Here is a 26,073-nt window from a genome sequence, read left to right on the forward strand (position 1 = left end):
AAGACATGGAAGACAAAGATTTTATCGTAGTAGATGCAAAAAGAAACAGTAAGATTTTTGATTGGGCACTAGATTATGTAGAAAAAACGGGACTTCATGGTGGAATAGCTCAGTTCGTCACCTCTTTCCTTCTCCTAATTGCTATTACAGTCGGACTCCTGATCGTTGACTTTATCGTTCGAAAGATCCTGAGATCGCTCTTTGTGAATATCATAAAACGCACCAAAACACTTTGGGATGATTTATTGATAGAACACAAAGTACTCGATAATCTGAGCCATATTGTTCCGTTAATGATTGCACAACAGCTTTTACCTGTTGTATTTATAGACTCCCCTATTTGGTCGTCCTTCATTTTTAAAACCGTAACAATTTTTATCGTTTTTGTTATTTATCGATTGATCAATGGTTTTCTAAAAACTCTGCGGGATATTCTACGCGAGAAAAACGCCTTCATAGATAAACCCCTAGACAGTTATTTACAAGTCGTACAGATATTCCTTATTTTTATAGGCTTAACATTCGTTTTCTCGATTGTAACAGGCTCTTCTCCATGGGAGTTCTTAATCTCTTTAGGAGCAGCATCGGCAATCTTTATGCTTGTATTCAAAGATACCATTCTCGGCTTTGTAGCCAGCATACAAGTATCGGCAAACGATTCAGTTCGCGTTGGAGACTGGATCGAAATGACAAAATATGGAGCGGACGGCACCGTCCTTCAAATTAACTTGAACAACGTCAAAGTTCAAAACTTCGACAAAACAATTGTGACCATTCCCACGCATACACTTTTAACAGATTCCTTTAAGAATTACCGAGGCATGCAACAGTTTGGTGGTAGACGTATCAAACGTGCAATCAGTATCAAGATATCCTCGATTCGTTACTTAACAGATGAAGAAATCAATGAATTAAAAAAAATCAAGCTTTTAAAGGACTATATTGAGGAGCGGCAGCAAGAGATTGCAGCTTATAATGAAGAGACGCAAAACGATCCGCGTGTTATGGTTAATGGAAGGCGGATAACGAATGTAGGTACTTTTCGTGCATATATAACCCGTTATGCGCAAAACAATCCTAATATCCACCAAGACCGCATGCTTATGGTACGACAGCTACCACCCGATGAACATGGATTACCATTGGAACTGTATATGTTTACGACAAGTACCGAATGGACCTTTTTTGAGAATGTAATGGCGGATATATTTGACCACCTCTTCGCAGCAATAAAGTTTTTCCACTTAGAGGTTTTTGAATTACCTGCATCCGATGATCTCCGCGGGGTGATGAATAAGGTTAAAGAATTAGAGAAATAGAATGTTATTTAGCGGTCTCCAAATTCGACAGGATGATATGTTGGTGAGGAGTTGGAAAATTAGAGCGTTAGATAATTAGATAAAAAGAAAAAGGTTATCCCTAACACGATAACCTTTTCTCATTTGTTTGTATGAATAACAAATTCTTGGTTTGGCATATTTCACAACAGGCCTAACATTAACCATAACACTATGAACAAAAATTACTCTAACACAAAGGTGCTGTTCTCGTATTAAGTTAGTATTAGGCGCTTATTAAATAACAGCAAAATTTTTCTTTTACTCTTATTTGTTGCAAGCCTCTTATATTACCTGGCGTAAGCAACATTGATCCGGTCTAACACCTTCTCAATGGTTGTCTTGGCTGCATCCTTCATTTTTTGATTACCTGGGTAATCTGCATCTAATGTCACCCGCTTACTTTTCTCTTTATATTTGAACTCCAGCACATAACGAGGTACTTTAGCTCCTTCCGTCGAATCTTGCCGTGGGGTCGTCATATCATTATCTACATTCCAAAAGCCCATTTCCATTGCCTTACGGTGCAAGAACAGTAAGTCATCGTCAGACAACTTCAATCGTTCTTTAACAACCTGATTATTCTTATTGATGTATTGATACTCCTGCGTCGCCGTATTGTAGGTGTTCAACATGGAGTCCTGTAAGCCGTATTGGATCGAAATAGATTCAAAATCAGAAAATCGGAAAGGTGCATTCTTCAACATGTTTGAGTAGTAAAACACGCAGTAAATAAAAAATGACCCGATAATACACAAACCGAGGAAGATGGTTTTTGTTCTTTTACTCATAGTACATTAAAATATGTGCAAACATACGCAAATATGTGAAAACAATACAGCACTTGAATTTCACATTTCGGATGCTTATGTAATCTGAATGTTAGATTTTTGGCGAACCGCCGCGGACAAAATATTTATAATACCAGCTGTCCTTAATGTTGGAGATAATCACACCTTTTCGGGTCGATACATGAACAAATTTGTTGTTTCGTAAATAAACACCAACATGGTCAATGGTCTTCCCTCCGAATGAAAAGAAGATCAAATCACCTTCCTTCAATTCACGTTCATATTTACGTTTTACCTGCTCTCCCATATCGCGTGAGGTACGCGGCAGATCTTTACGATAAACTTGCTGAAAAAGTATACTGACAAAGGCAGAACAGTCAACACCCGACTTTTGAGTTCCTCCCAGCTGATGTGGACAACCCATCCAGTCATCAATAAAATGATACAACTGCTTATTGTCCAAATCTCGCACATCAACACCTAACAAGGACGCATAATTATCCATTTTTGAAGCATTGAGCACTTTACCACGAGCATCACTTGCATCGGTCAGAACAGCGGTCCCACGTCCCTCTGTTATTGGTCGCCCCGTACCTCGTCCTCCATGCGCAACCTTTCGCTTACTACCACAGGAGCTGAGAAGCAAAACCATAAAAAACAGGCTAAGCAGCGCTAAGTAAGGGGTTCGACGGATAAAGTACATATAACAAACTTAACCAAAAGAAAACCTTTCATCAAGTTTAATCGCGATTTTGTAACTTGCACCAAATATTATCATGGAAAAAACAAAAGGGGTTATCGCAGTTTTTTTGGGTGCAGCGAGTTTCGGTATCTTATCCACCTTTGTCAAAAAATCGTATGCATTAGGTTTCAATCTCGGCGAAGTAACAGGCATTCAGGCACTCTTTGGTATGCTTTTTTTATGGCTTCTGTTAGGTATTATTCTTATCTTCAATAAGTCATATTTCACGAAATATCCGTCAAAAACATCAAAGTGGAAAGTGTTGATTAGTGGCATTTCCACCGGTGCTGTAAGTATTCTCTATTACAAATGTGTACAACTGGTGCCCGCCTCACTCGCGATCGTTTTACTCATGCAATATATTTGGATCGGGCAACTAATCGAGTTTTTAGTCTTTAAGGCTAAACCCAGCAAGCGTAATATATGGGGAATTATTGTTATTCTAGCCAGTACACTCTTAGCCACGGGCTTATTTGAACACGATATTAACGGGATCAGTCTTTTGGGAATTGGTTATGGCCTTTTGGCAGCTACCGCCTATGCAGTTTTTATTATTGTTAATGGCCGTGTAGGTAATGATTACCCACCTTTATATAAGAGTGCACTGATGGTATCGGGCGCGTGCATATTGGTTTTTACACTTTTACGCCCCTTCTCGGTCCTTCAAATCGATACCCTCTCCAATCTATGGCAATACGGCCTGCTGCTTTCTATTTTTGGAACGGTACTACCTCCCGTGCTTTTCGCATACGGTATGCCGAAAACGGGTGTTTCCCTTGGTAGTATTCTTAGCTCCGTGGAATTGCCCGTAGCGGTATGCATGTCCTTTTTTGTATTGCACGAAGCTGTTACGCCATTGCAATTCGTAGGAGTTGCATTAATCTTAGCCGTTGTTGTAATATTGAATCTAAAAAAGGATGATGCTTCCACAGGCGCACCGTGACAAGCCCATCCACCGTGGCTAGACTCTCGATAGTTCGAGTCTGCGTTCCTTACAAACCAACAGCCATCTCTTCAATATCCACTTCACCGTGTTCCGTAATCGAAGTAAATTTGACCGGAATAATTTCATTCACCAATAGTGGATCGTATAGGCTACGTACTTTCACGTAGTTCTTCGAGAAGCCGTGCATATACCCATCTTTCACATCCCCTTCAAAAAGCACTTCACCTTCCTTCAGCAGCTGTGATTCGTAGAAAGCACGTCTCTTCTTTTCCGACAAGATATGGAGCATTTTGCTACGGTCACTGCGCTGTGCTCCAGGAACCGCGCCTTCCATTTGTGCAGCAATCGTATTCTCACGTTCCGAATAAGTGAATACGTGTAGATACGAGATATCCAACTCATTCAAGAAATTATAGGTATCCAAGAAATCTTCACGCGATTCATCGGGGAAACCAACGATAACATCGACCCCTATACAACAATCCGGCATTAAACTCTTGATCTTCGCTACACGTTCCGCATAAAGCTCCCGTTTGTAACGACGGCGCATCTTTGCAAGGACCTTATTATTCCCAGATTGCAATGGCATATGGAAATGCGGAACAAAACGTTTCGATTGCGCCACAAACTCAATAATCTCATTTGCCAATAGATTAGGCTCAATGGAAGAGATACGTATACGATCAATTCCATCCACCTCATCTAACGCTTTCACCAAATCCAAAAACTTATCTTGACGCTTTCCGTCGCGGATGCCAAAATCACCAATATTAACACCCGTCAACACAATCTCTTTTACACCGGATGCGGCAATCTCTTCCGCTTGACGCACAATATCTTCAATCTTTCCAGAACGACTAGCGCCACGTGCCAATGGGATTGTGCAGAACGTACACGAATAATCACATCCGTCTTGCACCTTCAAGAAAGTACGGGTACGGTCGCCAATCGAATATGCAGATACGAACTGGTTGGTCTCATCAATCGGTGCATTATGAACAACTGCTTTTTCATGCTTCGTCAGATCGTTGATGTGCTCAATAATATTAAATTTTTCCGCCGCACCAAGCACCATATCAACACCAGGGATCTCCGCAATCTCTTGTGGCTTTAGCTGCGCGTAGCAACCTACGATAGTGATATATGCATTTGGCGAATGCTTCAACGCCTCCTTCACCACCTTGCGACACTTCTTATCCGCATGATCGGTAACCGAACAGGTATTAATAACATACACATCTGCAGCGCTATTGAACGGCGTCGTTTCGTAGCCTGCATCCTTAAACAATCGACCTATAGAAGATGTCTCTGAAAAATTCAGCTTACATCCTAGAGTATAAAAAGCAACTTTTTTGTTCATAACAATTTTGCAAAAATACATAAAAACTCCTAGAATATAAGACTATGTAGAATTGTGATATTAACATGAGACAGAACATAATGCGGTACATCCTGTTTAAAGGATGTAATATGTCCTTTATTTTTTAGATATTGTACAGGCTAACATCCCATTTATAATGAAAACAACCCTCACTATCCTTGCCCTATGGAGTACATTATTTGTACAGGCACAAGTCAAACCACAGGTACCACAACCGGTCAGAATATATGCGGAAGAAAATAGAACCATGCGGGAGCCGCTCCTGGTCCTCGATCAAGGTTTCGTTTATCGGGAAGAGCGCAGCGCCTTCCGGGAGCCAATCTACAAATTTGAGGAAAACATGATGTACAAACTCGATCGCTGGCAAAACCGAAAAGAACCTATCCTGACGATAGAGAAAGGTAAAATCAAGCAAGGGGACGGACGCTTCTTTTCCAAGGTTATTTACACCGTTGATGGCAATCAGATTCGCGTTGGCGAAGGGACCTTCTTAAGCAATCCGGTTGTATATGTCATAGAAAATGGCACTATAAAACTAGGCGAAGGTGCTTGGGCACCGGTTCTTTATCGCATCCAGGGCGATTACACCATGGAACAGATTGCATGTTTGTTATTGACCTGCCTTTAGGCTCCAATTGTTAACGAAGATAAACCGGACGAAAGCCCATCAATTCGACTTGAAAACCGAGGTCAGTACTGAATAACAAAACAATAACTTGGATCAGCGTATAAATAAACATTAGGGCGACATACCTTTTAAAAGAATGTACTATCTTCGTATCGAATAACCCTCCTCCCATAGGCTCTGGATGACACGGAACAGGGAGGCAAAAAATAATAGAATCATGAAACAATATTTAGATTTACTAAAGCACGTATACGAAAATGGTGTAGACAAAACAGACCGGACAGGGACGGGAACACGTAGTGTATTTGGTTATCAGATGCGTTTCAACCTCAAGGAAGGCTTTCCCATGGTTACCACCAAAAAGCTACACCTACGTTCGATCTTACACGAATTGATTTGGTTCTTAAAAGGAGACACCAACATCAAATACCTTAAAGACAATGGCGTTAGTATCTGGGATGAATGGGCCGACGAAAACGGAAACCTAGGTCCCGTTTATGGTTCGCAATGGCGCTCCTGGCCAACACCCGATGGTCGCCATATCGACCAGATCGCGCAAGTTATTAAGCAGCTCAAAAACACACCCGACTCCAGACGGATTATCGTTTCCGCATGGAATGTCGCTGAAATCGAAAATATGGCACTTCCGCCATGTCACGCCTTCTTTCAGTTTTATGTCGCTCCAGCGCAGCCCGAAAAAGGCATACTAAAACCGCAGTTATCTTGCCAACTGTATCAACGTAGTGCTGATATTTTCTTGGGTGTCCCTTTCAATATCGCTTCATACGCACTTCTCACGATGATGGTTGCTCAAGTATGCGATATGGAAGCAGCCGATTTTGTCCATACCTTTGGTGATGCACATATCTATAGCAACCATTTTGAACAAACAGAGCTTCAGCTAAGCCGCGACCCTAAGCCTTTGCCAAAGCTTAAAATAAACCCTGCGGTGAACGATATTTTCGACTTTAAATTCGAAGATTTTGAGTTGTTCGACTACGAATTCCACCCACATATTAAAGCGCCTGTAGCTATTTAATTTTTTACTGCACACATTACATATAAAATGAGTAATCTTAAGATAACCCTTATCGTAGCGGCTTCTACTAATAATGTCATCGGAAAAGACAACAAAATGGTTTGGCATCTACCTGATGACTTTAAATACTTTAAAAAGAACACACTCGACCACAGTATTATTATGGGCAGAAAGACCTATGATTCTATTGGTAAGGCATTGCCAGATCGCCGAAATATAGTGTTAACAAACAACCAAGATTGGCTGGCTGAGGAAGTCGATGTAGCCAATTCCTTAGATGAAGTTTTGAGCTACTGCCGTGACGAACGCGAAATATTTATTATCGGTGGTGCAAACCTATATAAACAGACGCTGCCGATGGCGCAAAAGGTTCTCTTAACACGCGTACATACAGAAATCGAAGGAGATGCAGTATTCCCGGAACTATCCCCTGAAGAATGGAAATTGACGAGTCAGGAACAACATGCAAAGGATGAAAAACATGCATATGATTTTACTTTCGAAGTATGGGAGCGTCAATAAAGCAGATACTTTCGACCGTATCCCTCTCTATCTTCTTCGCTGTGGGCGTTAAGGGCCAAACGATGAATAACACCTACTTGGACAGCCTGCTCCAAGCACATCCCGATTTATTCGGTGATGTATTGGCGCATCCGCAAAAAAATGAAGTTCAGATTCTTTATACACGGATCGACAGGGATCAGCATAACACACCACATTTTACTAGTTTTGCTTATCGCCTAGACCCGACGTGGTATTTTTATCCGGCGAGTACCGTCAAACTCCCTACAGCAATCTTCGCCCTTGAAAAGATAAACGAACTGAATATCAAAGGGCTTACGAAAGAAACGTCCCTACGTATAGACTCGGCATACGAAAAACAAACAAAGGTCTTAACGGATCCAACGGCAGCAGATGGTTTACCTTCTATTGAACACTATATTAAAAAAGTTCTGCTCACCTCCGACAATGACGGACATAACAGATTATTCGAATTTGTAGGCCGCGCAGAGATCAATCGTAAACTCAAACAACACGGCACACAGCACAGCCGAATTGTTAATCGACTAGCTATTGGTGATAAAGGTATCTGGGCCAAGCACACCAATCCCATTACCTTTTACAATGGCAAAAAAAACATCTACAGTCAACCTGCACAATATGATGCAAATGACTATCCCATGCCATGGCTTCAAAATACAGTGCAAGGCATCGGATATACCGATGCCAACGATAACCTCATTCACGAGCCTTGGAGCTTCGAAGGGTTAAATGTATATGCTCTGGCAGATCAACAACTGATTCTCAAAAAGTTACTTTTTCCAGAAGCATTTCCAATCAAACAACGTTTCAACCTCAAAAAAGAAGATTACGCCTTCCTCTACAAATACATGTCGCGTTCGCCACAAGAAACAGATTTCCCGAAATACAATCCGGAAGAGTTTTGGCCCACTTATAGCAAATTTGTATACTTTGGCCGTGATAAAGGAATCGATGGTTTTACAACGATTCGTAGTTTCAATAAATACGGGGATTCTTACGGGTACAATATTGATAACGCTTACATTGTTGATTTCGAAAAAGGAATAGAATTCATGGTGGCGGTCGTCATACAATCCAACGACGATGGCATCTACAACGATGGAATCTATGGCTATGAAACTGTTACTTACCCTTTCCTGAAAAATTTAGGACAGATCCTGTATCAGGAAGAACAAAACAGAGTCAAGAAACACAAACCCAACCTAGAAAAGTTTAAGTTTTAAGAATAAAACCTTAACTTTGGTTATCGCACCGCAAATGACAGGGAGAATAATAACCATATTGCTTATTTTGATTAGCTACTTTAGCTTTCCGGAGCAAGCTATGGCTTGTGGTGACCAGAACAACTCCCCCCATCAGCAGGAACAGACGACAAAACACCAGAAAGAGACTAGCAACTGTACAGCAGAATGCTGTCAACGTGATCATCATAAACATGCCGACGGTGAAGAAAGCAACACTGATAACAGCCACGACTGTTCACCGCAACATTGTTTCAATATGTGCCACAGTGTGGTTAGTACTTTTGCGCACATGCAGTATGAACTGCAGATCTATTCAACAAGCAAAAGTGGACTAGATTTACCTTTGTATATATATCCTATTTACCAAAATCTGAACCACAACGTTTGGATTCCTCCGCGTATAGCTTAATCTATTTTACAATCTATTTATAGTGGCTCATAAACAATTAGTATGTTTTATGAGTTACCTTATTGTGTTATATTTTAATCTATAGAAAAATGAAATCAATCATATATGTGGTGTTGACCTTTATGGCCATCCACGCAAACAGTCGTGCATTCGCACAAATAAAAAATGCTGAAACAATCGAAGTTAAAGTCGAAGGGCTATGCAACATGTGCAAAAACACGATCGAAAAGGCAGGTTCAAGCGGCAATGTATCCACAACCAAATGGGACCGTACGAGCAAACTCGCAAGCATTACGTTTGACAACAAAAAGACCAATAAAAATGATATTTTAAAAAAAATAGCGTTAGTAGGTTACGACAATGCAGCATTCCTAGCACCTGATGAAGTATATAACGCACTTCCTGGTTGTTGCAAATACGAGCGGGAACCTAAGCGTAATGTAATGGCGAAGGACGCACATCAAAACCACGGTTCCACGCATAGTCCGTCAACAGACCACGATCAACATACAGCAACATCAGGCAACACATTTGAAGACGTACTCACAAGCTACTTTGCTATAAAAAATGCCTTGGTTGCAGACAACACGCAACAAGCGACCGCTAAGGCAAAAGATCTTGCTCAAGCCCTTCAATCTGTGAAAATGGACGAATTCTCTGATGATGCTCATACCTTATGGATGCGTACGCAGAAAGATATCACTGCACTTACCGCTAAAATTGTTGAAGCTAAAAACATCAGTCAGCAACGGGATACTTTTGCCCTCCTGTCAGATATACTATTTCCTATCCTACAAAAAACAAGTGTTGGAAACACGATCTACTACCAACATTGTCCGATGTATGCCAATGGAAAAGGAGCCAATTGGTTGAGCACAGAACAAGCTATAAAAAACCCGTATTACGGCAGTAAAATGTTAACCTGTGGCTCAACAGTAGAAACGATCACCAAGAAATAGGCTAATGAGATATATTGCAACACTATTTTTCTGGGCATGCGTATTAACACTGCATGCCCAGAAAGTGGTGCGCTACGACCTCTATGTCGCAGACACTACCGTTAACTTTACCGGCAAAGAACGCCGAGCCGTCGCCGTAAATGGACAGATTCCAATGCCCACATTGACTTTCACACAAGGCGACACTGCCGAGATTGTCGTGCATAACCGCTTAAAAGAAGGAACATCATTGCATTGGCATGGCGTCTTCCTTCCGAATCCCGAGGACGGCGTACCTTGGTTAACACAAAAACCAATCGCGCCTGGCGAAACTTTCATCTACCGATTTCCGGTTATCCAAAATGGCACGCACTGGTACCATAGCCACTCCGGCATGCAGGAACAGATTGGTATGTATGGTGCTTTAATTTTCAAAAAGCGCGCCGGCGATCCGACCTTTCGGAAAGGGATCGATGATCTGCCGAGTGTTCCTATCGTATTGAGCGAATGGACAGACTTGAACCCCGACAATGTACATCGCATGCTGCACAATGCAAATGATTATCCTGCAATCAAAAAAGGAAGTGTACAGAGTTATGCGGAAGCCATCAAAAAAGGGCATTTCAAAACCAAAGTGACCAACGAATGGAAGCGTATGTTGGCGATGGATGTGAGTGATATTTATTATGAACGGTTCCTCATTAATGCCGCTTCAGAAGAACAGCTTTCCCAATTCAAAGCGGGCGACAAGGTTCGTTTACAGATTTCGAACGGCGGTGCTTCCAGCTACTTCTGGCTGAACTATGCGGGCGGAAAGATAACGGTCGTTGCGAACGACGGCAATGATGTGGAACCCGTAGAGGTAGACCGCCTACTCATTGCAGTATCTGAAACCTATGACATCGTTGTCACCATTCCCGAAGAGGGAACAGCCTACGAATTTCTTGCTACTGCGGAAGATCGCACCAAGTCGGCTTCCCTCTATATTGGTGCCGGTAAAAAACAGCTACATGCTCCTCTACCGAAACTCAAGTATTTTGAAGGGATGAAGATGATGAACGACATGATGAAGATGAATGGAGACATGAAAGATATGGGCATGAAGATGAGCTTGCAGCAAATGGACATGAACACGGTGATGTACCCTGAAATATCTGGCCCAGAAACAAAGTCCAAGAAAGCAGAAGACCACAGTCAGCACAACAACGAGAAAACCGCAGCAACGAATAGTACTAATGGCCACGACGAACATGCTGGACATGGCACTTCATCAACAGATATGGTGACCTTGAACTACGGCATGCTACGCGCCACGCACAAAACAACATTAGACCCAGCCGCTCCCGTTCGGCAGCTGCGCTTTGAGCTAACAGGAAATATGAATCGATACGTATGGAGCATGGACAACCGCGTCCTATCGGAAGTAGACAAAATACTGATCAAAAAAGATGAAGTCCTACGCATTGTGCTCTATAACAACTCCATGATGCGCCACCCTATGCACCTACATGGTTTCGACTTCCGGGTGATAAATGGCCAAGGCGACTATGCCCCTTTAAAAAATGTGCTGGATATTATGCCTATGGAAACCGACACCATTGAATTTGCAGCCAACACACATGGCGATTGGTTTTTCCATTGCCACATTATGTACCACATGATGGCCGGCATGAATCGCGTATTCAGCACCGAAAATCAACCTCCAAATCCACGTCTTCCCAACAAAGAACATGCTTACAAAATGCTACAGCGAGAAAGCAATATGCCACATTTCATGTTTCGAAACGACTTTGCATCCAATGGTAATGATGGGATGGCCATGCTTCATAATGCAAGGTGGCAACTACAATCTGAATGGGGATTGGGTTACAACAAAAAACATGGTTACGAAGTGGAAACTCATTTAGGACGTTACATTGGAAAAATGCAATGGTTGATGCCTTTTATTGGTTTTGACTGGCGATACCGACGCATGGGACACAATGAAGTTGAAAAAAATATGTTTGGGCAAAAGAACAGCAAAGATAATAGAGCGATGTTCACAGCCGGGGTCGCATATACCCTACCTATGCTCGTTGTATTCCAAGCTGAAGTATACCACGATGGGAATCTACGTCTACAACTTATGCGGGAGGATATTCCCATATCAAACAGACTCCGAGCAGGCTTTATGGTAAACACGGACAAAGAGTACATGGTGGACTTCAGCTACATCATGACACGTCTATGGAGCATACGAACACACTATGATACGGATATGGGATATGGGATAGGCTTAAGTTTTACCTACTAGTAGCACGAAATTTACTTTCGTATGCAAGCATTTTAATTGCATATGAAAGTAAATTTATATATGTTTACAGATACAGCGGCCCAAGGTCATCCAAGTATTTATGAAGTATTTATTTATTAGTGCTGTGCTTTTTTTTAGCGCCGTACAGACTAGTTATGCACAGCTCTTACATGCAAGAGAAATATTCAGTAAAGCCGACTCGCTTCGCGGCACATTAACGCCCTTACGCACGTGCTATGACATACAGTATTATCACCTTGATGTTAAGGTAGATATACCCAATAAATCAATTTCGGGAACAAATCTTTTTCGCTTTAAAGCAACCACTGATTTCCAGAAACTTCAGTTCGACCTTTTCGAAAATCTATCCGTCGATAAGGTCACCTATCACGGACGTGAACTACCGTTTTCTCGCGCGTATAATGCTGTTTTCGTGGACTTCCCTCAGGTAATCGAAAAGGGACGAATCGACTCTTTTACGGTCCATTATTCTGGAACTCCAATTGCAGCAACCCGAGCACCGTGGGACGGTGGTTTCGACTGGAAAAAGGATAGCACCGGAAAGCCCTGGGTCGCAACCGCCTGCCAAGGATTAGGTGCCAGCGTATGGTGGCCTAACAAAGACCACCAATCTGATGAAGTGGACAGCATGCTTATTTCTGTGGCAGTTCCTACGGGATTGATGAACGTATCGAACGGCAGACTCATCAAAACAGAACAACTTCCCGATAACTATACCAAATACCATTGGAAAGTCGTGAATCCAATAAACAACTATAATGTGGCACTTAATATCGGGGATTACGCACATTTCAGCGAAATATACAACGGAGAGAAAGGACCGTTAACATTCGATTATTACGTATTGCAAGAAAATAAAGGTAAAATCGAACACCTCCGTAAAAATGCACGTGAAACCCTCCAAGCTTTTGAACATTGGTTTGGCCCATATCCATTCTACGAAGATGGTTATAAACTCGTCGAAACCGCCCACCTGGGCATGGAACATCAAAGTGCCGTCGCCTATGGTAATAAATACAAAAATGGATATTTAGGGAATGATGGATCTGGTACAGGATGGGGTCTGAAATGGGATTTCATTGTGGTTCATGAAACAGGACACGAGTGGTATGGCAATAATATTACTTCTAGAGACTTGGCAGACATGTGGATACACGAAAGCTACACAAACTATTCGGAAGCCTTATTTATTGATTATCACTACGGCAAACGTGCCAGTCAAGAGTATGTGTATGGAAATCGCAAGGCAATACGTAACGACCGTCCTATGCAGGGTCCCTATGGTGTAAACAAAGAGGGTTCGGGTGATATGTACCCCAAAGGGGGCGTATTTCACCATATGATCCGTACGATTATCGATGACGACGACAAATGGCGGAGTATCTTACGCAAGATGAACAAGACATTCTATCACCAGACCGTTGATTACGCTGATATCGTCACTTTCTTAAACGCGGAAACAGGGATAAATTTTGACAGTATTTTTGCACAGTATGTACAGCATAAAACATTACCGACACTCGAAGTAAAGCAAATGCCTAATGGTCAAATAGCCTGCCGATGGATGGCTGAAACACCTAACTTTCAGATGCCCATACACCTGGGAGTAAAGGGGCAGAAATCACAGCAATACAAGGTAGGTTCGACCTTCACAACAATACCACTTGAGATCGCAAAAATAGGAGATTTAGATATCGATACATTCAACTATTATATTCGTGTTTCAACACAATAATCACAGGTAGTAAAACGTTATGAAAGTTCTTCATCCTAGGTTATCAAAACATTTACGAGAAGGTTCATTTTTTCCTTAATAACAGATGGATAAAACCATTTTTTTTATTTAGGTTTGCATTAAATTAAAAACTAAGACAACACATACCAAATGGGGTTATTTAACTGGTTTACGCAAGAAGTTGCTATAGATTTGGGCACAGCCAACACCCTTATCATTCATAACGATAAAGTAGTAGTGGACGAGCCTTCTATCGTTGCTTTCGACCGCACCACCAACAAGGTGATTGCAATCGGTCGTCAAGCGATGCAAATGGAAGGAAAAACGCACGATAATATAAAAACTGTACGCCCCTTGCGGGATGGTGTAATTGCAGACTTTACGGCTGCTGAACACCTGATTCGCGGTATGGTAAAATTAGTAAACAACGGAAAATCTTGGTTCTTCCCTTCCTTGCGAATGGTCGTGTGTATTCCATCTGGAATCACCGAGGTAGAGAAACGTGCTGTACGTGACTCTGCTGAGATTGCTGGTGCAAAAGAAGTATATCTTATTCACGAGCCTATGGCAGCCGCGGTCGGTATCGGTATCGATGTAGAGGAGCCTGTAGGAAATATGATTATCGATATCGGTGGAGGGACCACAGAAATTGCTGTTATCGCCCTTTCAGGTATTGTATGCGACCAGTCCATTCGGGTAGCTGGAGATAATTTTGACTCGGATATCGTACAATACATCCGTCGTCAGCATAACATCATGATCGGTGACCGTACAGCAGAAAAAATTAAAATCGAGGTAGGTGCTGCACTCCCTGAGTTAGCAGATCCACCAGCAGACTTTGCCGTACAGGGACGTGACCTCATGACCGGTATTCCAAAACAAATTACGGTATCGTATACTGAAATTGCACATTGTCTGGATAAGTCTATCTCCAAAATTGAAGAAGCAATCCTAAAAGCATTGGAAATTACACCGCCAGAACTATCTGCAGATATTTACCAAACAGGGATTTACTTAACAGGTGGAGGTGCGCTGTTACGCGGTCTTGATCGTCGTATACAGGCGAAAACAAAATTACCGGTTCATGTGGCTGAGGACCCACTACGCGCTGTTGTACGTGGAACAGGCATCGCACTTAAGAATATCGGTAGATTTAAGTTTTTAATGCAGTAATTCGGATTAACGAACATATAGAAATTTTAAAATACGCGGTATAGAAAAAATAAGGATCTATATCGCGTATTTTTTCACAGATTAAGCAACAATAATAAATGAAAAACCTTTGGCTATTTCTTTCTAGATACAACGCTATTTTTTGGTTTATTATTTTTTTTGTTGTCGCTATTGTATTGGTCGTCCGAAATAACAGTTACCAGCGTGCCTCTTTTCTCAACTCTTCCAATGTTATGGTAGGCTCATTCTACAAACAGGTGAATTCCTGGAAAAGTTATCTTGCGCTAGCGGATGCCAACGAGAAATTGACACAAGAAAATGTTTTATTACGGCAGCAAGTCCAGAACATGATTCAGGCCAACCCTGTAGTAGACTCGGTACACCTTGTAGATTCAATTGAGCAAGGCCGCTATGCCTTTATCATTGCTAATGTTGCGAATAATAGTATACACCAAAAAAGTAATTACCTCACACTAGATAAAGGAAGTGCAGATGGCATCGAACGAGGAATGGGCGTTATTACATCCAATGGTGTCGTTGGTATTGTTTTAAACACGTCAGCACATTTCAGCTCGGTTCAGTCACTGCTACACCCAGATACAAAAATATCAGTGACACTAGATACCTCTAAAGTTTTTGGCTCACTTGTATGGGGCGGCAATATCGATCCGCGATTCGCTATGGTACGGGATATCCCTAACCACATCAAAGTGAAAAAAGGAGAAAAAGTGTATACCTCTGGTTATTCTCTTTTTCCTGCAGGAATTCAAGTGGGACATATCGTAGAGACGGGTATCACCTCCGGAGAGAGCTTCCTCGACTTAAAGATTAAGCTGACGACCAATTTCAGCAACCTTAACCACGTGTACATCGTGAAGGATTTGCTGGTTAAAGAAAAACAGGAACTCGAAGCAACACAAGACAATGGGTAAGGTTATTATTTTCAACGTAATACGTTTCTTAGTATTGATCCTATTACAAATAGCGCTCTTTAAAAACATTGGCTATTATAACCTTGTTTCTTTCTACCCATATATTTTAATTATCTTCCTATTACCAATAGGAATGCCAAATCTATTGCTCTTCACCCTCTCTTTTTTAACTGGGTTAACAATAGATGCTTTCTATGATTCGTTGGGGCTCCATGCGGCAGCCTGCGTGGCATTAGCTCTATTTCGCATTTTCTTTCATAAGATTACCTTGGAAGTAGATATGCAAGAGTCATTCAACACACCTTCTTTGGCAGAAATGGGAACAAAGTGGTTTCTCTCTTATGTCTTTTTTGGGACCTTAGTACACCATTTCACTTTGTTTATCATCGAGACTTTCTCTTTTACAAATTTCCTATACACGCTGGCAAGCATCATTTTAAGTAGTATATTTACAGTACTGACTATCCTGTTAATGAGCTTGTTAGTCTATAGAAAAAAATCACGCATTAGTAACATTTAAAAAGGACTTTGCGTTCATGAACAACAGTTTTTTTGCACGAAAATTCGTCATTCAAGGTATTTTTATTGCTATCGCTATCATTATTGTGGCGCGGCTTTTCTATATCCAAATAATTGACAAGAGCTACTTGCTGTCCGCTAATAACAACGTCTTACGTAAGGTGGTTGTATATCCTGCGCGAGGTGTAGTGTTTGACCGTAATGGTAAAGTCCTCGTGCAGAATGAGCCGGTTTATGATTTGATGGTTATTCCACAAGAAGCAAAAGAAATAGACACAGCTCTATTATGCCAGTTGATTGATATCCCGGTTGAAGGTTTTAAAAAGAGGATGGATAAAGCACGTGCACATTCACCGTATAGAGCTTCTCCCTTTGAAAAACAATTGCCTTCCACAACCTATGCGCAATTACAAGAACATCTTTATAAATTCCGTGGATTTTATGTGCAAAATAGAACTGTGCGTAGTTATCCAGACAGTGTCGCCGCGCAGGTTTTAGGCTATACCCTTGAAGCCAATGAGCGTGATATCGAACGATCAAAAGGCTTTTATCGTCCCGGCGACTATATTGGAGCTACTGGAATTGAACGATCCTATGAAGATCTACTACGAGGGCAACGCGGAGTTAAAAACCAAATGGTGGATGCTCTGAATCGACCTAAAGGTGTATTTATGGAAGGTAAATACGATACTTTAGCTGTTGCGGGTGATGGCTTGATATCAACGCTTGATAAAGACCTACAAGTACTTGCCGAAAAGCTCATGAAAGGAAAGATGGGTTCTATTGTTGCTATTGAACCATCCACTGGAGAAATCCTAACCTTTGTAAGTAGCCCGGGATACAACCCTAATATGATGGTCGGTCGTGAACGCGGCAACAACTATATGAAATTGCTGAACGATAAGACTAAACCGATGTTCGTGCGTCCTATTCAGGCGTATTATCCACCAGGATCAGTATTTAAGGTCGTTGCAGCATTAACGGCGCAACAGGCGGGCGTTATCGATGAACATACTGTTTTTAATTGTCCAGGCGGCTACCGTTATGGGGGTGGTCGTGCGATTATGCGCTGTACACACGTGGATGGTCCTACAGGGTTGATTAAATCAATTCAGAAGTCGTGTAATACATACTACGGTTATGTATACGCGCGGATGATTGATTCCCGTGGCATGCCTTCTACCAAAGCCTATGATCTATGGCGTGAAGCAATTGGTAAGTTTGGTATTGGTCACACCCTTGGGATTGACCTTCCGGGTGAAAAACCTGGACTTATTCCAACTTCATCCTGGTATACCAAACGATACGGCAACGACAAATGGAAATCGGGATATAACATTTCCTTATCTATCGGACAAGGCGAGATGGGAATTACACCACTACAAATGGCAAATATCATGGCCATTGTAGCAAATAGAGGTTTTTATTACCGTCCACATTTGGTAAAAGGAATTGGTGAAAAGAAAATTATCCGTAAAGAATATACAGAAAAGATACATGCCGGTGTTGATGCCAAATATTACGAAGCAGTAATCGAAGGGATGAGCCGTGCGGTAAACGTCCCTGGTGGAACTGGATACAGCGTACGTGTACCGGGAGTGGAAATGTGTGGAAAGACAGGAACTGCACAAAATCCACACGGTAAAGACCATGCTGTCTTCTTTGCCTTCGCTCCACGTGAAAACCCAAAGATTGCGATCGCTGTCTTTGTGGAGAATGCAGGGTTTGGAGGCGTATGGGCCGGGCCAATGGTTAATATGTTAGTCGAAAAGTACCTTAAAGACACCATCTCCTTACCGAAATACACGCAGGATCGTATTTTTAATGCGAACTTCCTTCCAAAAGAAACGGCTAAGAAAGAAGAGGTAAAGAAAGATTCAACAAAAACAAAAAAAGATACAGCAGCGGTGGTAAAAACTGCAGCGGTGCGGGATGAGAAAAAAGAAATGTTTGTTCACCATAGCCAAGTAACAAGACGTTAATGAACAGTACTACAGAAAAAAGCTTTTTTGGGCGTATCGATTGGATTACGATACTGATATGGTTAACCCTGTGTATCATTGGTTGGTTTAACATCCATGCAGCCGTCTTCAATCCAGAACATCCAGGACTCTTTAGTTTGGAGACAAACTACGGTAAGCAATCGATATACATTTTCACAGCGATGATCATTGGTTTCAGTATTCTGATTATCGATGCCAAGTTTTTTTTATCCTCTGCCCCTTTCATCTATGCGGTGGTCATTCTGCTTCTTATAGCCGTACTGGTCGTAGGACGAAGTGTTGGTGGAAATCAATCATGGATCCCTCTCGGTAGCTTTCGTTTACAACCTTCCGAATTTGGAAAACTAGCGACCTGTTTGCTTTTAGCCTCGTATCTCAGTAGTCAATCAAGTAAAGCGCCCAATATGCGCACTTTATTGACAGGTGCTGCGATTGTCGCATTACCCATTGCTTTGGTCATGCTCCAGAAAGATACAGGGTCGGCGCTCGTATTCTTTTCTTTAATCTTTGTGTTTTATAGAGAAGGTTATGTGGGCAACGGTCTTCTTATCTTGGCGGCTTTAGCAATTTTATTGTTTGTTCTAGCTTTGCTTATCAACCAATGGATCCTTATTGGCGTGATCTTCTTGATCTGTGGATTTTTCGCTTACAACTTACGTAAAAAAAGAAAACACCTTATTAATATAGGCCTACTATTTGCCCTAAGCTCCATTTACATCTTATGTGTAGATTTTGCCTATGAGCATATTTTGCAGCCACACCAGCGGAATCGCATCGATGTTATCTTAGGAAAAATAGATGACCCACGGGGCGAAGGCTACAACCTTAATCAATCAAAAATTGCAATTGGCTCCGGGCAGTTTTGGGGTAAAGGATATTTACAAGGAACACAGACCAAATACAATTTTGTTCCAGAACAAAGCACGGATTTTATCTTTTGTACAATTGGTGAAGAATGGGGGTTTGTAGGAAGTGTCATTTTGATTGCCCTCTATCTGACCCTACTTATACGGCTAGTGAATATTGCGGAACGACAGCGAACGGCCTTTGCCCGCATCTATGCATACGGGGTGGCTTCCATCCTCTTTTTCCACTTCTTTATCAATCTCGGTATGACTATCGGTATTGTCCCAGTAATTGGTATCCCCCTTCCTTTTTTAAGCTACGGAGGATCCTCTTTATGGAGTTTTACAATATTGCTATTTATCTTGTTACGATTCGATTCAAGCCGCAAGGGACTGAACAACTAAATTTTAGTCAAAACGTAACGAATCGCATTTTCAACAATCTCTTTCGGATTACTGGAAAACGTATCACTCAACCGGCTTGCCAAGATCGCGTTTACAGAGAGGGCATGGTGACCAAACATATTGGCCAACGCATAGATACCAGCCGTTTCCATCTCTAAATTGGTAATCGAACGGCCGTTTACACGGAAAGAATTAGCGCGTTGAATTAAATCGGGATAAACATTCACGGAACGCACAGAGCGACCTTGTGGCCCATAAAAACCAGGCGCAGTCATCGTAATTCCTTTTGGCAGATCTGTAGCGAATTGCTGCAGCAGCTTTTGGCTTGCCCGACCAACGTACGGTTTAAAGCTCAGTGTATTAAAATGCTGCTGAATAGCTTCCTGAATAACCTCTTCTTCGGCAGAATACTCTTTTACGTAATACTGCATTAACGCGTCAAACCCAATGGCATACTCACTCACCATAATGGTTCCCATCGTAATATCTCCTTGAATAGATCCAGACGTACCAATACGAATAATGTCAAGACTCGTCAGGTCTGTCTTCAACATACGCGTTTCAAAATCAATGTTTACTAAAGCATCGATTTCATTGCATACTATATCAATATTATCCGTACCTATACCGGTAGAAATTACAGATACACGCTTGCCATTTATTGTACCCGTATGCGTAATAAATTCACGCTTACCTTTACGCACTTCAATATGATCAAAATACTTAGACACCTCGCCCACACGGTCAGGATCCCCGACAAAAATGATGGTCGATGCCAAATCTTCAGGCAGTAAATTCAAATGGTAAATGCTACCGTCTGGGTTTAATATCAATTCTGAATCTGCAATCATAAGGTGGTTAAATAAGTATATCGAATATTGTCCAGTTTTTCCAACTTCTGAACAACTTGGTTAACCTGCATTTTTCGTATTTCTACTTCTATGGAACAAGCATTATCAAACTCTTGTTTTAAGATAGGTAAATTTTCCTCCTTCACCAAGCGCATTACATCGTTCATCTGCAAATAATCAAAATCAATACGATACATATCATTTACAGTGCGCTCTACTACAGTTGCCGCCTCAAGCGCTTCCAAGGTTGCCATTTTATACGCATTGATCAATCCCGGAACGCCTAACAACGTCCCCCCGAAATAACGAACAACTACAACAAAAATATTGGTGACATCTTTAGACAATAATACATTCAGGATAGGACGCCCTGCTGTACCCGAGGGCTCGCCATCATCATTGACCCGATAAACAGTACGATCGGGAGTTAACCGATAAGCCCAGCAATGGTGCCTTGCTTTGGGGTGCAAAGACTTCAGCTCGGCTATAATATCTTTTACAGCACGTTCGTCCCGAAATGGATAAGCATAAGCAATAAACTTACTTCCCTTATCCCTAAAAATACCTTCTGTAGGTTCCGCAATCGTAAAATATGTATCCTCAAATAAACTCACAGATATGCTATAATTAAAACAGAAATGACCGCCAAGGCTAAGCCGATCTTATTATACAATGTTAGGCGTTCATGAAAAAAAACTACGCCAATTAAGGCTCCAAGCAGGATCACGCCAATATTCATACCTGTAAAAACGACGGAGGGGCTCTCCGGTAAAGAGCGATGCGCTTTCATATAAAACAGGATATTCCCAAAATTAAACAATCCCAACAGGATTCCCCAACCAACAGACTTTATATTTATAGGTTCTTTTTTTATGACAACCCTGAACAAAAGCAATACAATAGTAAAAAACATCGCTAAAGCAAATACCATCAGCATAGAGAAGGAATAAGGGACTTGTTGATACAAGGCAACTTTCTTAAAAAGGACATCAATAACGCCCATACCAAAAAAGACCAATGCCGGATAAATCCATCTCATATTCTCTACCCCACTTCGTTTGTGCCAACCTATCGAGAAAAATATGGCACACAAACCAATCCCAATACCGATCAGTTTCGTATTGGCCATTTCTTCATGAAAGATAAAAATGGCAGCCATTAGTGGAATAAAGAGTGATAGTCGCTGGGCCACCTCCGTTTTCACTATACCGCTAAACTCTATGGAATAGGCAATGCAAATGAAGATAACCGGCAACAACAACGCTAGCGGTATATACAAATGCCATGGTAAAACGGCTTGTGAAAAGTCAATTTGACCCGGTTTAAGAAAAAAATAAGTCATTAACGTCGCCACAGGATAGTTCCACACGATAAGGTGAAGATGTTTAAATCCCCTATTTTTTGCCACCTTAATAATAACAGATACGGTGACGCTACAAAGCACACTTAATAATACGTATAACATAGAAAAGTAATACAACAATTAGAGGCTCAAGTCTACGAAAACTTTTGGAAAACGCCTCCATTTTTATCGTATGAATACCTACGTCACAGCCAGACCCAATAAAAAACCAATAAATAAACGCTAAAATTCTGTTAAAAAAACATTAAATTAATATAAATTTTACAGTTATTTTTCAAACAAAAAACACACAAAAATAAAGCTAATAAATCACATAAAACAAAAGATTAACTACACAAAAACAACACTAAAAAACAAATAAAAAACAGTTAAACATCTAATTAAAAGATTTTTACACAAAAACAAGAGATGAAAAACTGATTTAAAAAAACGCAAAAAAAATCAATAAATAACCATATAAAATGACAAAATAAACAACAATAAAAGCATTAATAATATATATTTAAAAAAAATATTTTGCATATATAAAATATATCCTCTACATTTGAACCATAAAGTTTGACAGATGACAAAGTGCACAACATATTTTTATTTTGGTTTCTTTTATTTTAACGATAAGAGCCGGGATTGATATGTTTATACACATAAAATTAAACAGAAGGTCCCGAGCAAATGTTCGGGACCTTTTTATTTGCCCTTAAACACAGACATGAAAACAAGAATAGCAATACAGGGTGTTAAAGCATCCTTCCACGAAGAAGCGGCCTTCAAGTATTTTGGTGAAGATATTGAAACCATCGAATGTGAATCTTTTAAGAAGACCTGTGAAATGCTAAAGCAAGGAAAGGCTGACTACGTGGTGATGGCCATAGAAAACTCGATTGCCGGGAGTATTTTACCAAACTACAATCTCTTGCGCGATTATCGTTTTCATATTATTGGTGAGGTACACTTAAATATTCAGCAAAATCTTTTGGCCCTGCCAGGCGTAAAAATAACTGATATTAAGTTTGTCGAATCACACCCTATTGCTATTCGTCAGTGTGACGAGTTTTTAAGTGACTATCCCGAGTGGACCGTAAAAGAAGGTATGGATACAGCCGCTTGTGCCAAAGGAATTGCCGATAACCAGCTTAAAAATACTGCTGCAATCGCAAGTGCTCTGGCAGCGAAACTGTATGGTCTCAATATCTTGGAAAAGCGAATCGAAACCAACAAGAAAAATGCAACGCGTTTTCTTATTTTGGCAAACCAGGTAATTGAACAAAAAAATGCAAACAAGGCATCCCTATCCTTTCAGACAGGCAACGCCGTCGGTGCCCTGGCAAATGTATTACAGTGCTTTGCCGAACAAAACGTGAACCTCAGTAAAATACAATCTATGCCCGTTGTAGGAAAACGAAATGAGTACGACTTTTATGTCGACGTAGAATGGAAAAAACAAAGTGATTATGATGCTGCAATCCGTAAAGTATTAAAGCACACCGTAAACTTCAATATCATGGGGGAATACCTCAAAAACGAAAAAGTGTAAATCAACCCACCCTATTTAACATATAAAAAAAACACAAAATGAAACATACATTAGACATCGTCCCTTTGAATTCTTGGTTAGATACAGGCGACAAACCTTTAATTATTGCAGGTCCTTGTAGTGCAGAAACGGAAGAACAACTTGTTTCTACGGCACACTTACTAGCGAACACCGGCAAAGTAAACATCCTTCGTGCTGGTATTTGGAAACCAAGAACGCGTCCTGGAGAATTTGAAGGAATCGGTAGTATCGGACTAACATGGTTAAAACGCGCTAAAGAAGAGACCGGTTTATTAACAGCGACAGAAGTTGCGACAGCAAAACATGTGGAAGAAGCCTTAGCAGCGGGCGTAGACGTATTATGGGTAGGTGCGCGCTCTACAGCAAACCCATTCACCGTACAAGAAATTGCTGACGCTTTAGTTGGCGTTGATATCCCTGTATTGGTGAAGAATCCAGTAAACCCAGATCTTTCACTTTGGATTGGTGCTTTGGAGCGTATCAACGGTGCCGGCATTAAAAAGCTAGCTGCGATTCACCGTGGGTTCTCTTCTTTCGAGAAAACAGCTTTCCGTAATGAACCGATGTGGGATCTTGCGATTCAATTGAAATCGGCTTGTCCAGACCTACCGATCATCAATGACCCAAGCCACATCTGCGGAAATAGAGAATTGATTCCTTACATTGCGCAAAAAGCGATGGATATGGATTTACAAGGATTAATCATTGAATCACACATCGATCCTTCTGTGGCATGGACAGATGCTAAACAGCAATTAACACCAGCCGCATTAGCCGAACTGATCGACAACCTATCTGTTCGTCGTCCAGAATCAAACAACCCGGCTTTCGAAGATAAACTTGCGGAGTTACGTCAGCAAATCGACAAATTAGATGACGCTATCTTGAAACAAATTGGTGATCGTATGAAAATCGCTGAAAAAATTGGTGAATACAAACGCGACAACAATGTGACCATCCTACAAGTAAATCGTTGGGATGAAATCGTAGAAAAAAGATTACAATTAGCAAAAGCATTAACACTAAGTGATGATTTTGCAACAAAATATCTTGAATTATTGCATAACGAATCTATTCGTAAGCAAAACGAAATCATGAACACTAAACCTGTTGCGGAGGCATAATGAGTTTAAAAAGCATTAGCCTAACCCACCCAACAAAAGCAATAAGCGGCACGGTACAATTGACTGGCTCTAAGTCAGAGAGTAACCGTGCGCTTATTCTTGAAGCATTGAGCCAGGGTCTCGTCCGGATCGAAAACCTCTCCGCGGCAGCAGATACGGTGATTATGCAACAGGCACTACAACAAGCCCAAGACACGCAGGCAACACACAAAACAATCGATATTGGTCCGGCAGGAACAGCTATGCGTTTCCTTACTTCGTACCTCAATCTTGCTAATGGTAGCTTTACATTGACGGGAACCGAACGGATGCAACAGCGTCCCATCGGAATATTAGTAGATGCCTTGCGCTCCATTGGTGCCGATATTACCTACGAGAAAGCAGAAGGATATCCACCGTTGCGTATTGTGGGAGGCTTCCAGCAAACAGCGGACAACTTACGGATTAAAGGTGATGTAAGTAGTCAATACTTATCATCTCTCCTCCTGGTAGCTGCTACTTTAGAGCAGGGACTGACCTTAAATATTGAAGGCGAGCTGACCTCTAAACCTTATGTCAGCATGACACTAGACATGCTTCAAGAAGCAGGAATTAAACACCATTGGTCGGAAAATAGTGTCGCTATTGCCAAACAACCATTTTTGGAAACTACGATCTATATCGAACCGGATTGGAGTGCCGCTTCATATTGGTATTCCATCGTTGCTCTTTCCGACAATGGACATATTATATTGCCGGGACTCAAAAGAAACAGTCTTCAAGGCGATATCGCCATTGCAGATATTATGCAACATTTTGGGGTCGAAAGTAGGTTTGAGATAGATGGCTTACACCTTATTAAAACCGACAATATTTCTACCGAAAAACTGTTTGATTTTAAGGAATGTCCTGACCTAGCACAAACTGTAGTTGCCTTAGCTGCGGGATTAAAACGCGACATCTCGATCACAGGCGTAGAGACCTTGAAAATTAAAGAAACAGACCGTATCGCTGCATTACGTCAAGAGATTTCAAAATTTGGAGCTGAACTAATTACCGATGGTGATATATATCACCTTCATACGGCAGGTGTGGCTTTGTCAGAACCCCTTACTTTTGACACCTACGAGGATCATAGAATGGCCATGGCATTCGCCCCATTAGCACTTATTTTCAACAACATAACCATAAACGAACCCATGGTTGTTGAAAAGTCATACCCACTATTCTGGGAACATTTGAAATCTCAGGGCTTCAAAATCGTGGAATAAACACAC

Annotated in this window: 24 protein-coding genes; 18 read left to right on the forward strand and 6 right to left on the reverse strand. The window is 41.2% G+C overall.

The features are described 5' to 3' along the window. Window positions 1–5: 5 nt before the first annotated feature. Window positions 6–1,319 (forward strand): mechanosensitive ion channel family protein, encoded by a 1,314-nt coding sequence (locus tag E2P86_RS14255; protein WP_085474250.1) that lies wholly within the window; start codon window positions 6–8, stop codon window positions 1,317–1,319. Window positions 1,320–1,627: 308 nt separating this feature from the next. On the opposite strand, the gene E2P86_RS14260 is transcribed toward E2P86_RS14255, so the two are convergent. Then, window positions 1,628–2,044, reverse strand: coding sequence for a hypothetical protein (locus E2P86_RS14260; protein ID WP_134433591.1), 417 nt, complete (start codon window positions 2,042–2,044; stop codon window positions 1,628–1,630). A gap of 175 nt (window positions 2,045–2,219) precedes the next feature. Further along, window positions 2,220–2,780 carry a C40 family peptidase gene (locus E2P86_RS14265; protein WP_085474440.1) on the reverse strand — a complete coding sequence of 187 codons (561 nt, stop codon included), beginning with the start codon at window positions 2,778–2,780 and terminating at the stop codon, window positions 2,220–2,222. 124 nt (window positions 2,781–2,904) lie between these two features. Between E2P86_RS14265 and E2P86_RS14270 the strand changes: the two genes are divergently transcribed. Continuing rightward, on the forward strand, window positions 2,905–3,813 hold the full coding sequence (locus tag E2P86_RS14270; RefSeq protein ID WP_085474252.1) for an EamA family transporter: 909 nt from the start codon (window positions 2,905–2,907) through the stop codon (window positions 3,811–3,813). Window positions 3,814–3,862: 49 nt separating this feature from the next. Here the strand turns inward: E2P86_RS14270 and mtaB are convergent, their stop codons facing one another. Beyond that, window positions 3,863–5,176: a tRNA (N(6)-L-threonylcarbamoyladenosine(37)-C(2))-methylthiotransferase MtaB gene (mtaB, locus tag E2P86_RS14275; RefSeq protein ID WP_200811828.1), complete on the reverse strand. Its 1,314-nt coding sequence runs from the start codon at window positions 5,174–5,176 to the stop codon at window positions 3,863–3,865. A gap of 157 nt (window positions 5,177–5,333) precedes the next feature. Between mtaB and E2P86_RS14280 the strand changes: the two genes are divergently transcribed. From E2P86_RS14280 to rodA, 13 genes are all read left to right on the forward strand, one after another. After that, window positions 5,334–5,825: a hypothetical protein gene (locus E2P86_RS14280; RefSeq protein ID WP_085474254.1), complete on the forward strand. Its 492-nt coding sequence runs from the start codon at window positions 5,334–5,336 to the stop codon at window positions 5,823–5,825. A gap of 217 nt (window positions 5,826–6,042) precedes the next feature. Beyond that, the gene (locus tag E2P86_RS14285; protein ID WP_085474441.1) at window positions 6,043–6,864 is read left to right on the forward strand and encodes a thymidylate synthase; all 822 of its coding nucleotides are present in this window, start codon (window positions 6,043–6,045) and stop codon (window positions 6,862–6,864) included. Window positions 6,865–6,891: 27 nt separating this feature from the next. Beyond that, window positions 6,892–7,386, forward strand: a complete 495-nt coding sequence (locus E2P86_RS14290) for a dihydrofolate reductase (RefSeq protein ID WP_085474255.1) — start codon at window positions 6,892–6,894, stop codon at window positions 7,384–7,386. Further along, window positions 7,371–8,630: a serine hydrolase gene (locus E2P86_RS14295; protein WP_085474256.1), complete on the forward strand. Its 1,260-nt coding sequence runs from the start codon at window positions 7,371–7,373 to the stop codon at window positions 8,628–8,630. The genes E2P86_RS14290 and E2P86_RS14295 overlap by 16 nt, the downstream gene beginning before the upstream one ends. Before the next feature lie 34 nt (window positions 8,631–8,664). Further along, complete coding sequence (locus E2P86_RS14300; RefSeq protein WP_085474257.1) at window positions 8,665–9,060, forward strand: hypothetical protein; 396 nt, start codon at window positions 8,665–8,667, stop codon at window positions 9,058–9,060. Window positions 9,061–9,149: 89 nt separating this feature from the next. After that, window positions 9,150–10,019, forward strand: coding sequence for a DUF3347 domain-containing protein (locus E2P86_RS14305; protein ID WP_085474258.1), 870 nt, complete (start codon window positions 9,150–9,152; stop codon window positions 10,017–10,019). 4 nt (window positions 10,020–10,023) lie between these two features. Beyond that, a complete protein-coding gene (locus E2P86_RS14310) occupies window positions 10,024–12,291 on the forward strand; it encodes a multicopper oxidase domain-containing protein (RefSeq protein WP_085474259.1) in 2,268 nt (755 codons plus the stop codon). 100 nt (window positions 12,292–12,391) lie between these two features. Next, entirely contained in the window at window positions 12,392–14,047 is a 1,656-nt protein-coding gene (locus tag E2P86_RS14315) for a M1 family metallopeptidase (protein ID WP_134433592.1), read from the forward strand. 150 nt (window positions 14,048–14,197) lie between these two features. Next, a complete protein-coding gene (locus E2P86_RS14320) occupies window positions 14,198–15,220 on the forward strand; it encodes a rod shape-determining protein (RefSeq protein ID WP_085474261.1) in 1,023 nt (340 codons plus the stop codon). A 98-nt stretch (window positions 15,221–15,318) separates the two neighbouring features. Then, a complete protein-coding gene (gene mreC, locus E2P86_RS14325) occupies window positions 15,319–16,152 on the forward strand; it encodes a rod shape-determining protein MreC (protein ID WP_085474262.1) in 834 nt (277 codons plus the stop codon). Between the two features lie 133 nt (window positions 16,153–16,285). Further along, a complete protein-coding gene (locus E2P86_RS14330) occupies window positions 16,286–16,672 on the forward strand; it encodes a rod shape-determining protein MreD (protein WP_234991298.1) in 387 nt (128 codons plus the stop codon). A 16-nt stretch (window positions 16,673–16,688) separates the two neighbouring features. Further along, window positions 16,689–18,653 carry a penicillin-binding protein 2 gene (gene mrdA / locus E2P86_RS14335; RefSeq protein ID WP_085474264.1) on the forward strand — a complete coding sequence of 655 codons (1,965 nt, stop codon included), beginning with the start codon at window positions 16,689–16,691 and terminating at the stop codon, window positions 18,651–18,653. Next, window positions 18,653–19,924, forward strand: a complete 1,272-nt coding sequence (gene rodA, locus E2P86_RS14340) for a rod shape-determining protein RodA (RefSeq protein ID WP_085474265.1) — start codon at window positions 18,653–18,655, stop codon at window positions 19,922–19,924. Before mrdA ends, rodA begins: the two co-directional genes overlap by 1 nt. Here rodA and E2P86_RS14345 read toward each other — a convergent pair. The 3 genes from E2P86_RS14345 to E2P86_RS14355 are packed head-to-tail and all read right to left on the reverse strand — an operon-like array spanning window position 19,921 to window position 22,240. Further along, window positions 19,921–20,775, reverse strand: coding sequence for a nucleoside phosphorylase (locus E2P86_RS14345; RefSeq protein WP_085474266.1), 855 nt, complete (start codon window positions 20,773–20,775; stop codon window positions 19,921–19,923). The genes rodA and E2P86_RS14345 overlap by 4 nt on opposite strands. Further along, window positions 20,772–21,389 carry an IMPACT family protein gene (locus E2P86_RS14350; protein WP_085474267.1) on the reverse strand — a complete coding sequence of 206 codons (618 nt, stop codon included), beginning with the start codon at window positions 21,387–21,389 and terminating at the stop codon, window positions 20,772–20,774. The genes E2P86_RS14345 and E2P86_RS14350 overlap by 4 nt, the downstream gene beginning before the upstream one ends. Continuing rightward, window positions 21,386–22,240 (reverse strand): DMT family transporter, encoded by an 855-nt coding sequence (locus tag E2P86_RS14355; protein ID WP_134433593.1) that lies wholly within the window; start codon window positions 22,238–22,240, stop codon window positions 21,386–21,388. Before E2P86_RS14355 ends, E2P86_RS14350 begins: the two co-directional genes overlap by 4 nt. A gap of 607 nt (window positions 22,241–22,847) precedes the next feature. Here E2P86_RS14355 and E2P86_RS14360 point away from each other — a divergent pair. Genes E2P86_RS14360 through aroA form a run of 3 tightly spaced genes read left to right on the forward strand, consistent with a single transcriptional unit; the run spans window position 22,848 to window position 26,067 of the window. Then, a complete protein-coding gene (locus E2P86_RS14360; RefSeq protein WP_085474269.1) occupies window positions 22,848–23,672 on the forward strand; it encodes a prephenate dehydratase in 825 nt (274 codons plus the stop codon). A gap of 38 nt (window positions 23,673–23,710) precedes the next feature. Further along, window positions 23,711–24,817 (forward strand): chorismate mutase, encoded by a 1,107-nt coding sequence (locus E2P86_RS14365; RefSeq protein WP_085474270.1) that lies wholly within the window; start codon window positions 23,711–23,713, stop codon window positions 24,815–24,817. After that, on the forward strand, window positions 24,817–26,067 hold the full coding sequence (aroA, locus tag E2P86_RS14370; protein ID WP_134433594.1) for a 3-phosphoshikimate 1-carboxyvinyltransferase: 1,251 nt from the start codon (window positions 24,817–24,819) through the stop codon (window positions 26,065–26,067). Before E2P86_RS14365 ends, aroA begins: the two co-directional genes overlap by 1 nt. The last annotated feature ends 6 nt before the right edge of the window (window positions 26,068–26,073 follow it).

The organism is Sphingobacterium psychroaquaticum (assembly GCF_004421025.1).
Classification (GTDB): domain Bacteria; phylum Bacteroidota; class Bacteroidia; order Sphingobacteriales; family Sphingobacteriaceae; genus Sphingobacterium; species Sphingobacterium psychroaquaticum.

Coding starts and splice junctions, on each gene's coding strand:
- E2P86_RS14265 (WP_085474440.1), bottom strand. CDS start 2,780: ATGGTTTTGCTTCTCAGCTCCTGTGGTAGTAAGCGAAAGGTTGCGCAT.
- E2P86_RS14260 (WP_134433591.1), bottom strand. CDS start 2,044: ATGTTGAAGAATGCACCTTTCCGATTTTCTGATTTTGAATCTATTTCG.
- E2P86_RS14280 (WP_085474254.1), top strand. CDS start 5,334: ATGAAAACAACCCTCACTATCCTTGCCCTATGGAGTACATTATTTGTA.
- mrdA (WP_085474264.1), top strand. CDS start 16,689: ATGAACAACAGTTTTTTTGCACGAAAATTCGTCATTCAAGGTATTTTT.
- E2P86_RS14315 (WP_134433592.1), top strand. CDS start 12,392: ATGAAGTATTTATTTATTAGTGCTGTGCTTTTTTTTAGCGCCGTACAG.
- mreC (WP_085474262.1), top strand. CDS start 15,319: ATGAAAAACCTTTGGCTATTTCTTTCTAGATACAACGCTATTTTTTGG.
- E2P86_RS14300 (WP_085474257.1), top strand. CDS start 8,665: ATGACAGGGAGAATAATAACCATATTGCTTATTTTGATTAGCTACTTT.
- E2P86_RS14365 (WP_085474270.1), top strand. CDS start 23,711: ATGAAACATACATTAGACATCGTCCCTTTGAATTCTTGGTTAGATACA.
- E2P86_RS14285 (WP_085474441.1), top strand. CDS start 6,043: ATGAAACAATATTTAGATTTACTAAAGCACGTATACGAAAATGGTGTA.
- E2P86_RS14345 (WP_085474266.1), bottom strand. CDS start 20,775: ATGATTGCAGATTCAGAATTGATATTAAACCCAGACGGTAGCATTTAC.
- E2P86_RS14330 (WP_234991298.1), top strand. CDS start 16,286: ATGCCAAATCTATTGCTCTTCACCCTCTCTTTTTTAACTGGGTTAACA.
- E2P86_RS14360 (WP_085474269.1), top strand. CDS start 22,848: ATGAAAACAAGAATAGCAATACAGGGTGTTAAAGCATCCTTCCACGAA.
- aroA (WP_134433594.1), top strand. CDS start 24,817: ATGAGTTTAAAAAGCATTAGCCTAACCCACCCAACAAAAGCAATAAGC.
- E2P86_RS14355 (WP_134433593.1), bottom strand. CDS start 22,240: ATGTTATACGTATTATTAAGTGTGCTTTGTAGCGTCACCGTATCTGTT.
- E2P86_RS14295 (WP_085474256.1), top strand. CDS start 7,371: ATGGGAGCGTCAATAAAGCAGATACTTTCGACCGTATCCCTCTCTATC.
- E2P86_RS14305 (WP_085474258.1), top strand. CDS start 9,150: ATGAAATCAATCATATATGTGGTGTTGACCTTTATGGCCATCCACGCA.
- E2P86_RS14270 (WP_085474252.1), top strand. CDS start 2,905: ATGGAAAAAACAAAAGGGGTTATCGCAGTTTTTTTGGGTGCAGCGAGT.
- mtaB (WP_200811828.1), bottom strand. CDS start 5,176: ATGAACAAAAAAGTTGCTTTTTATACTCTAGGATGTAAGCTGAATTTT.
- rodA (WP_085474265.1), top strand. CDS start 18,653: ATGAACAGTACTACAGAAAAAAGCTTTTTTGGGCGTATCGATTGGATT.
- E2P86_RS14320 (WP_085474261.1), top strand. CDS start 14,198: ATGGGGTTATTTAACTGGTTTACGCAAGAAGTTGCTATAGATTTGGGC.
- E2P86_RS14290 (WP_085474255.1), top strand. CDS start 6,892: ATGAGTAATCTTAAGATAACCCTTATCGTAGCGGCTTCTACTAATAAT.
- E2P86_RS14310 (WP_085474259.1), top strand. CDS start 10,024: ATGAGATATATTGCAACACTATTTTTCTGGGCATGCGTATTAACACTG.
- E2P86_RS14255 (WP_085474250.1), top strand. CDS start 6: ATGGAAGACAAAGATTTTATCGTAGTAGATGCAAAAAGAAACAGTAAG.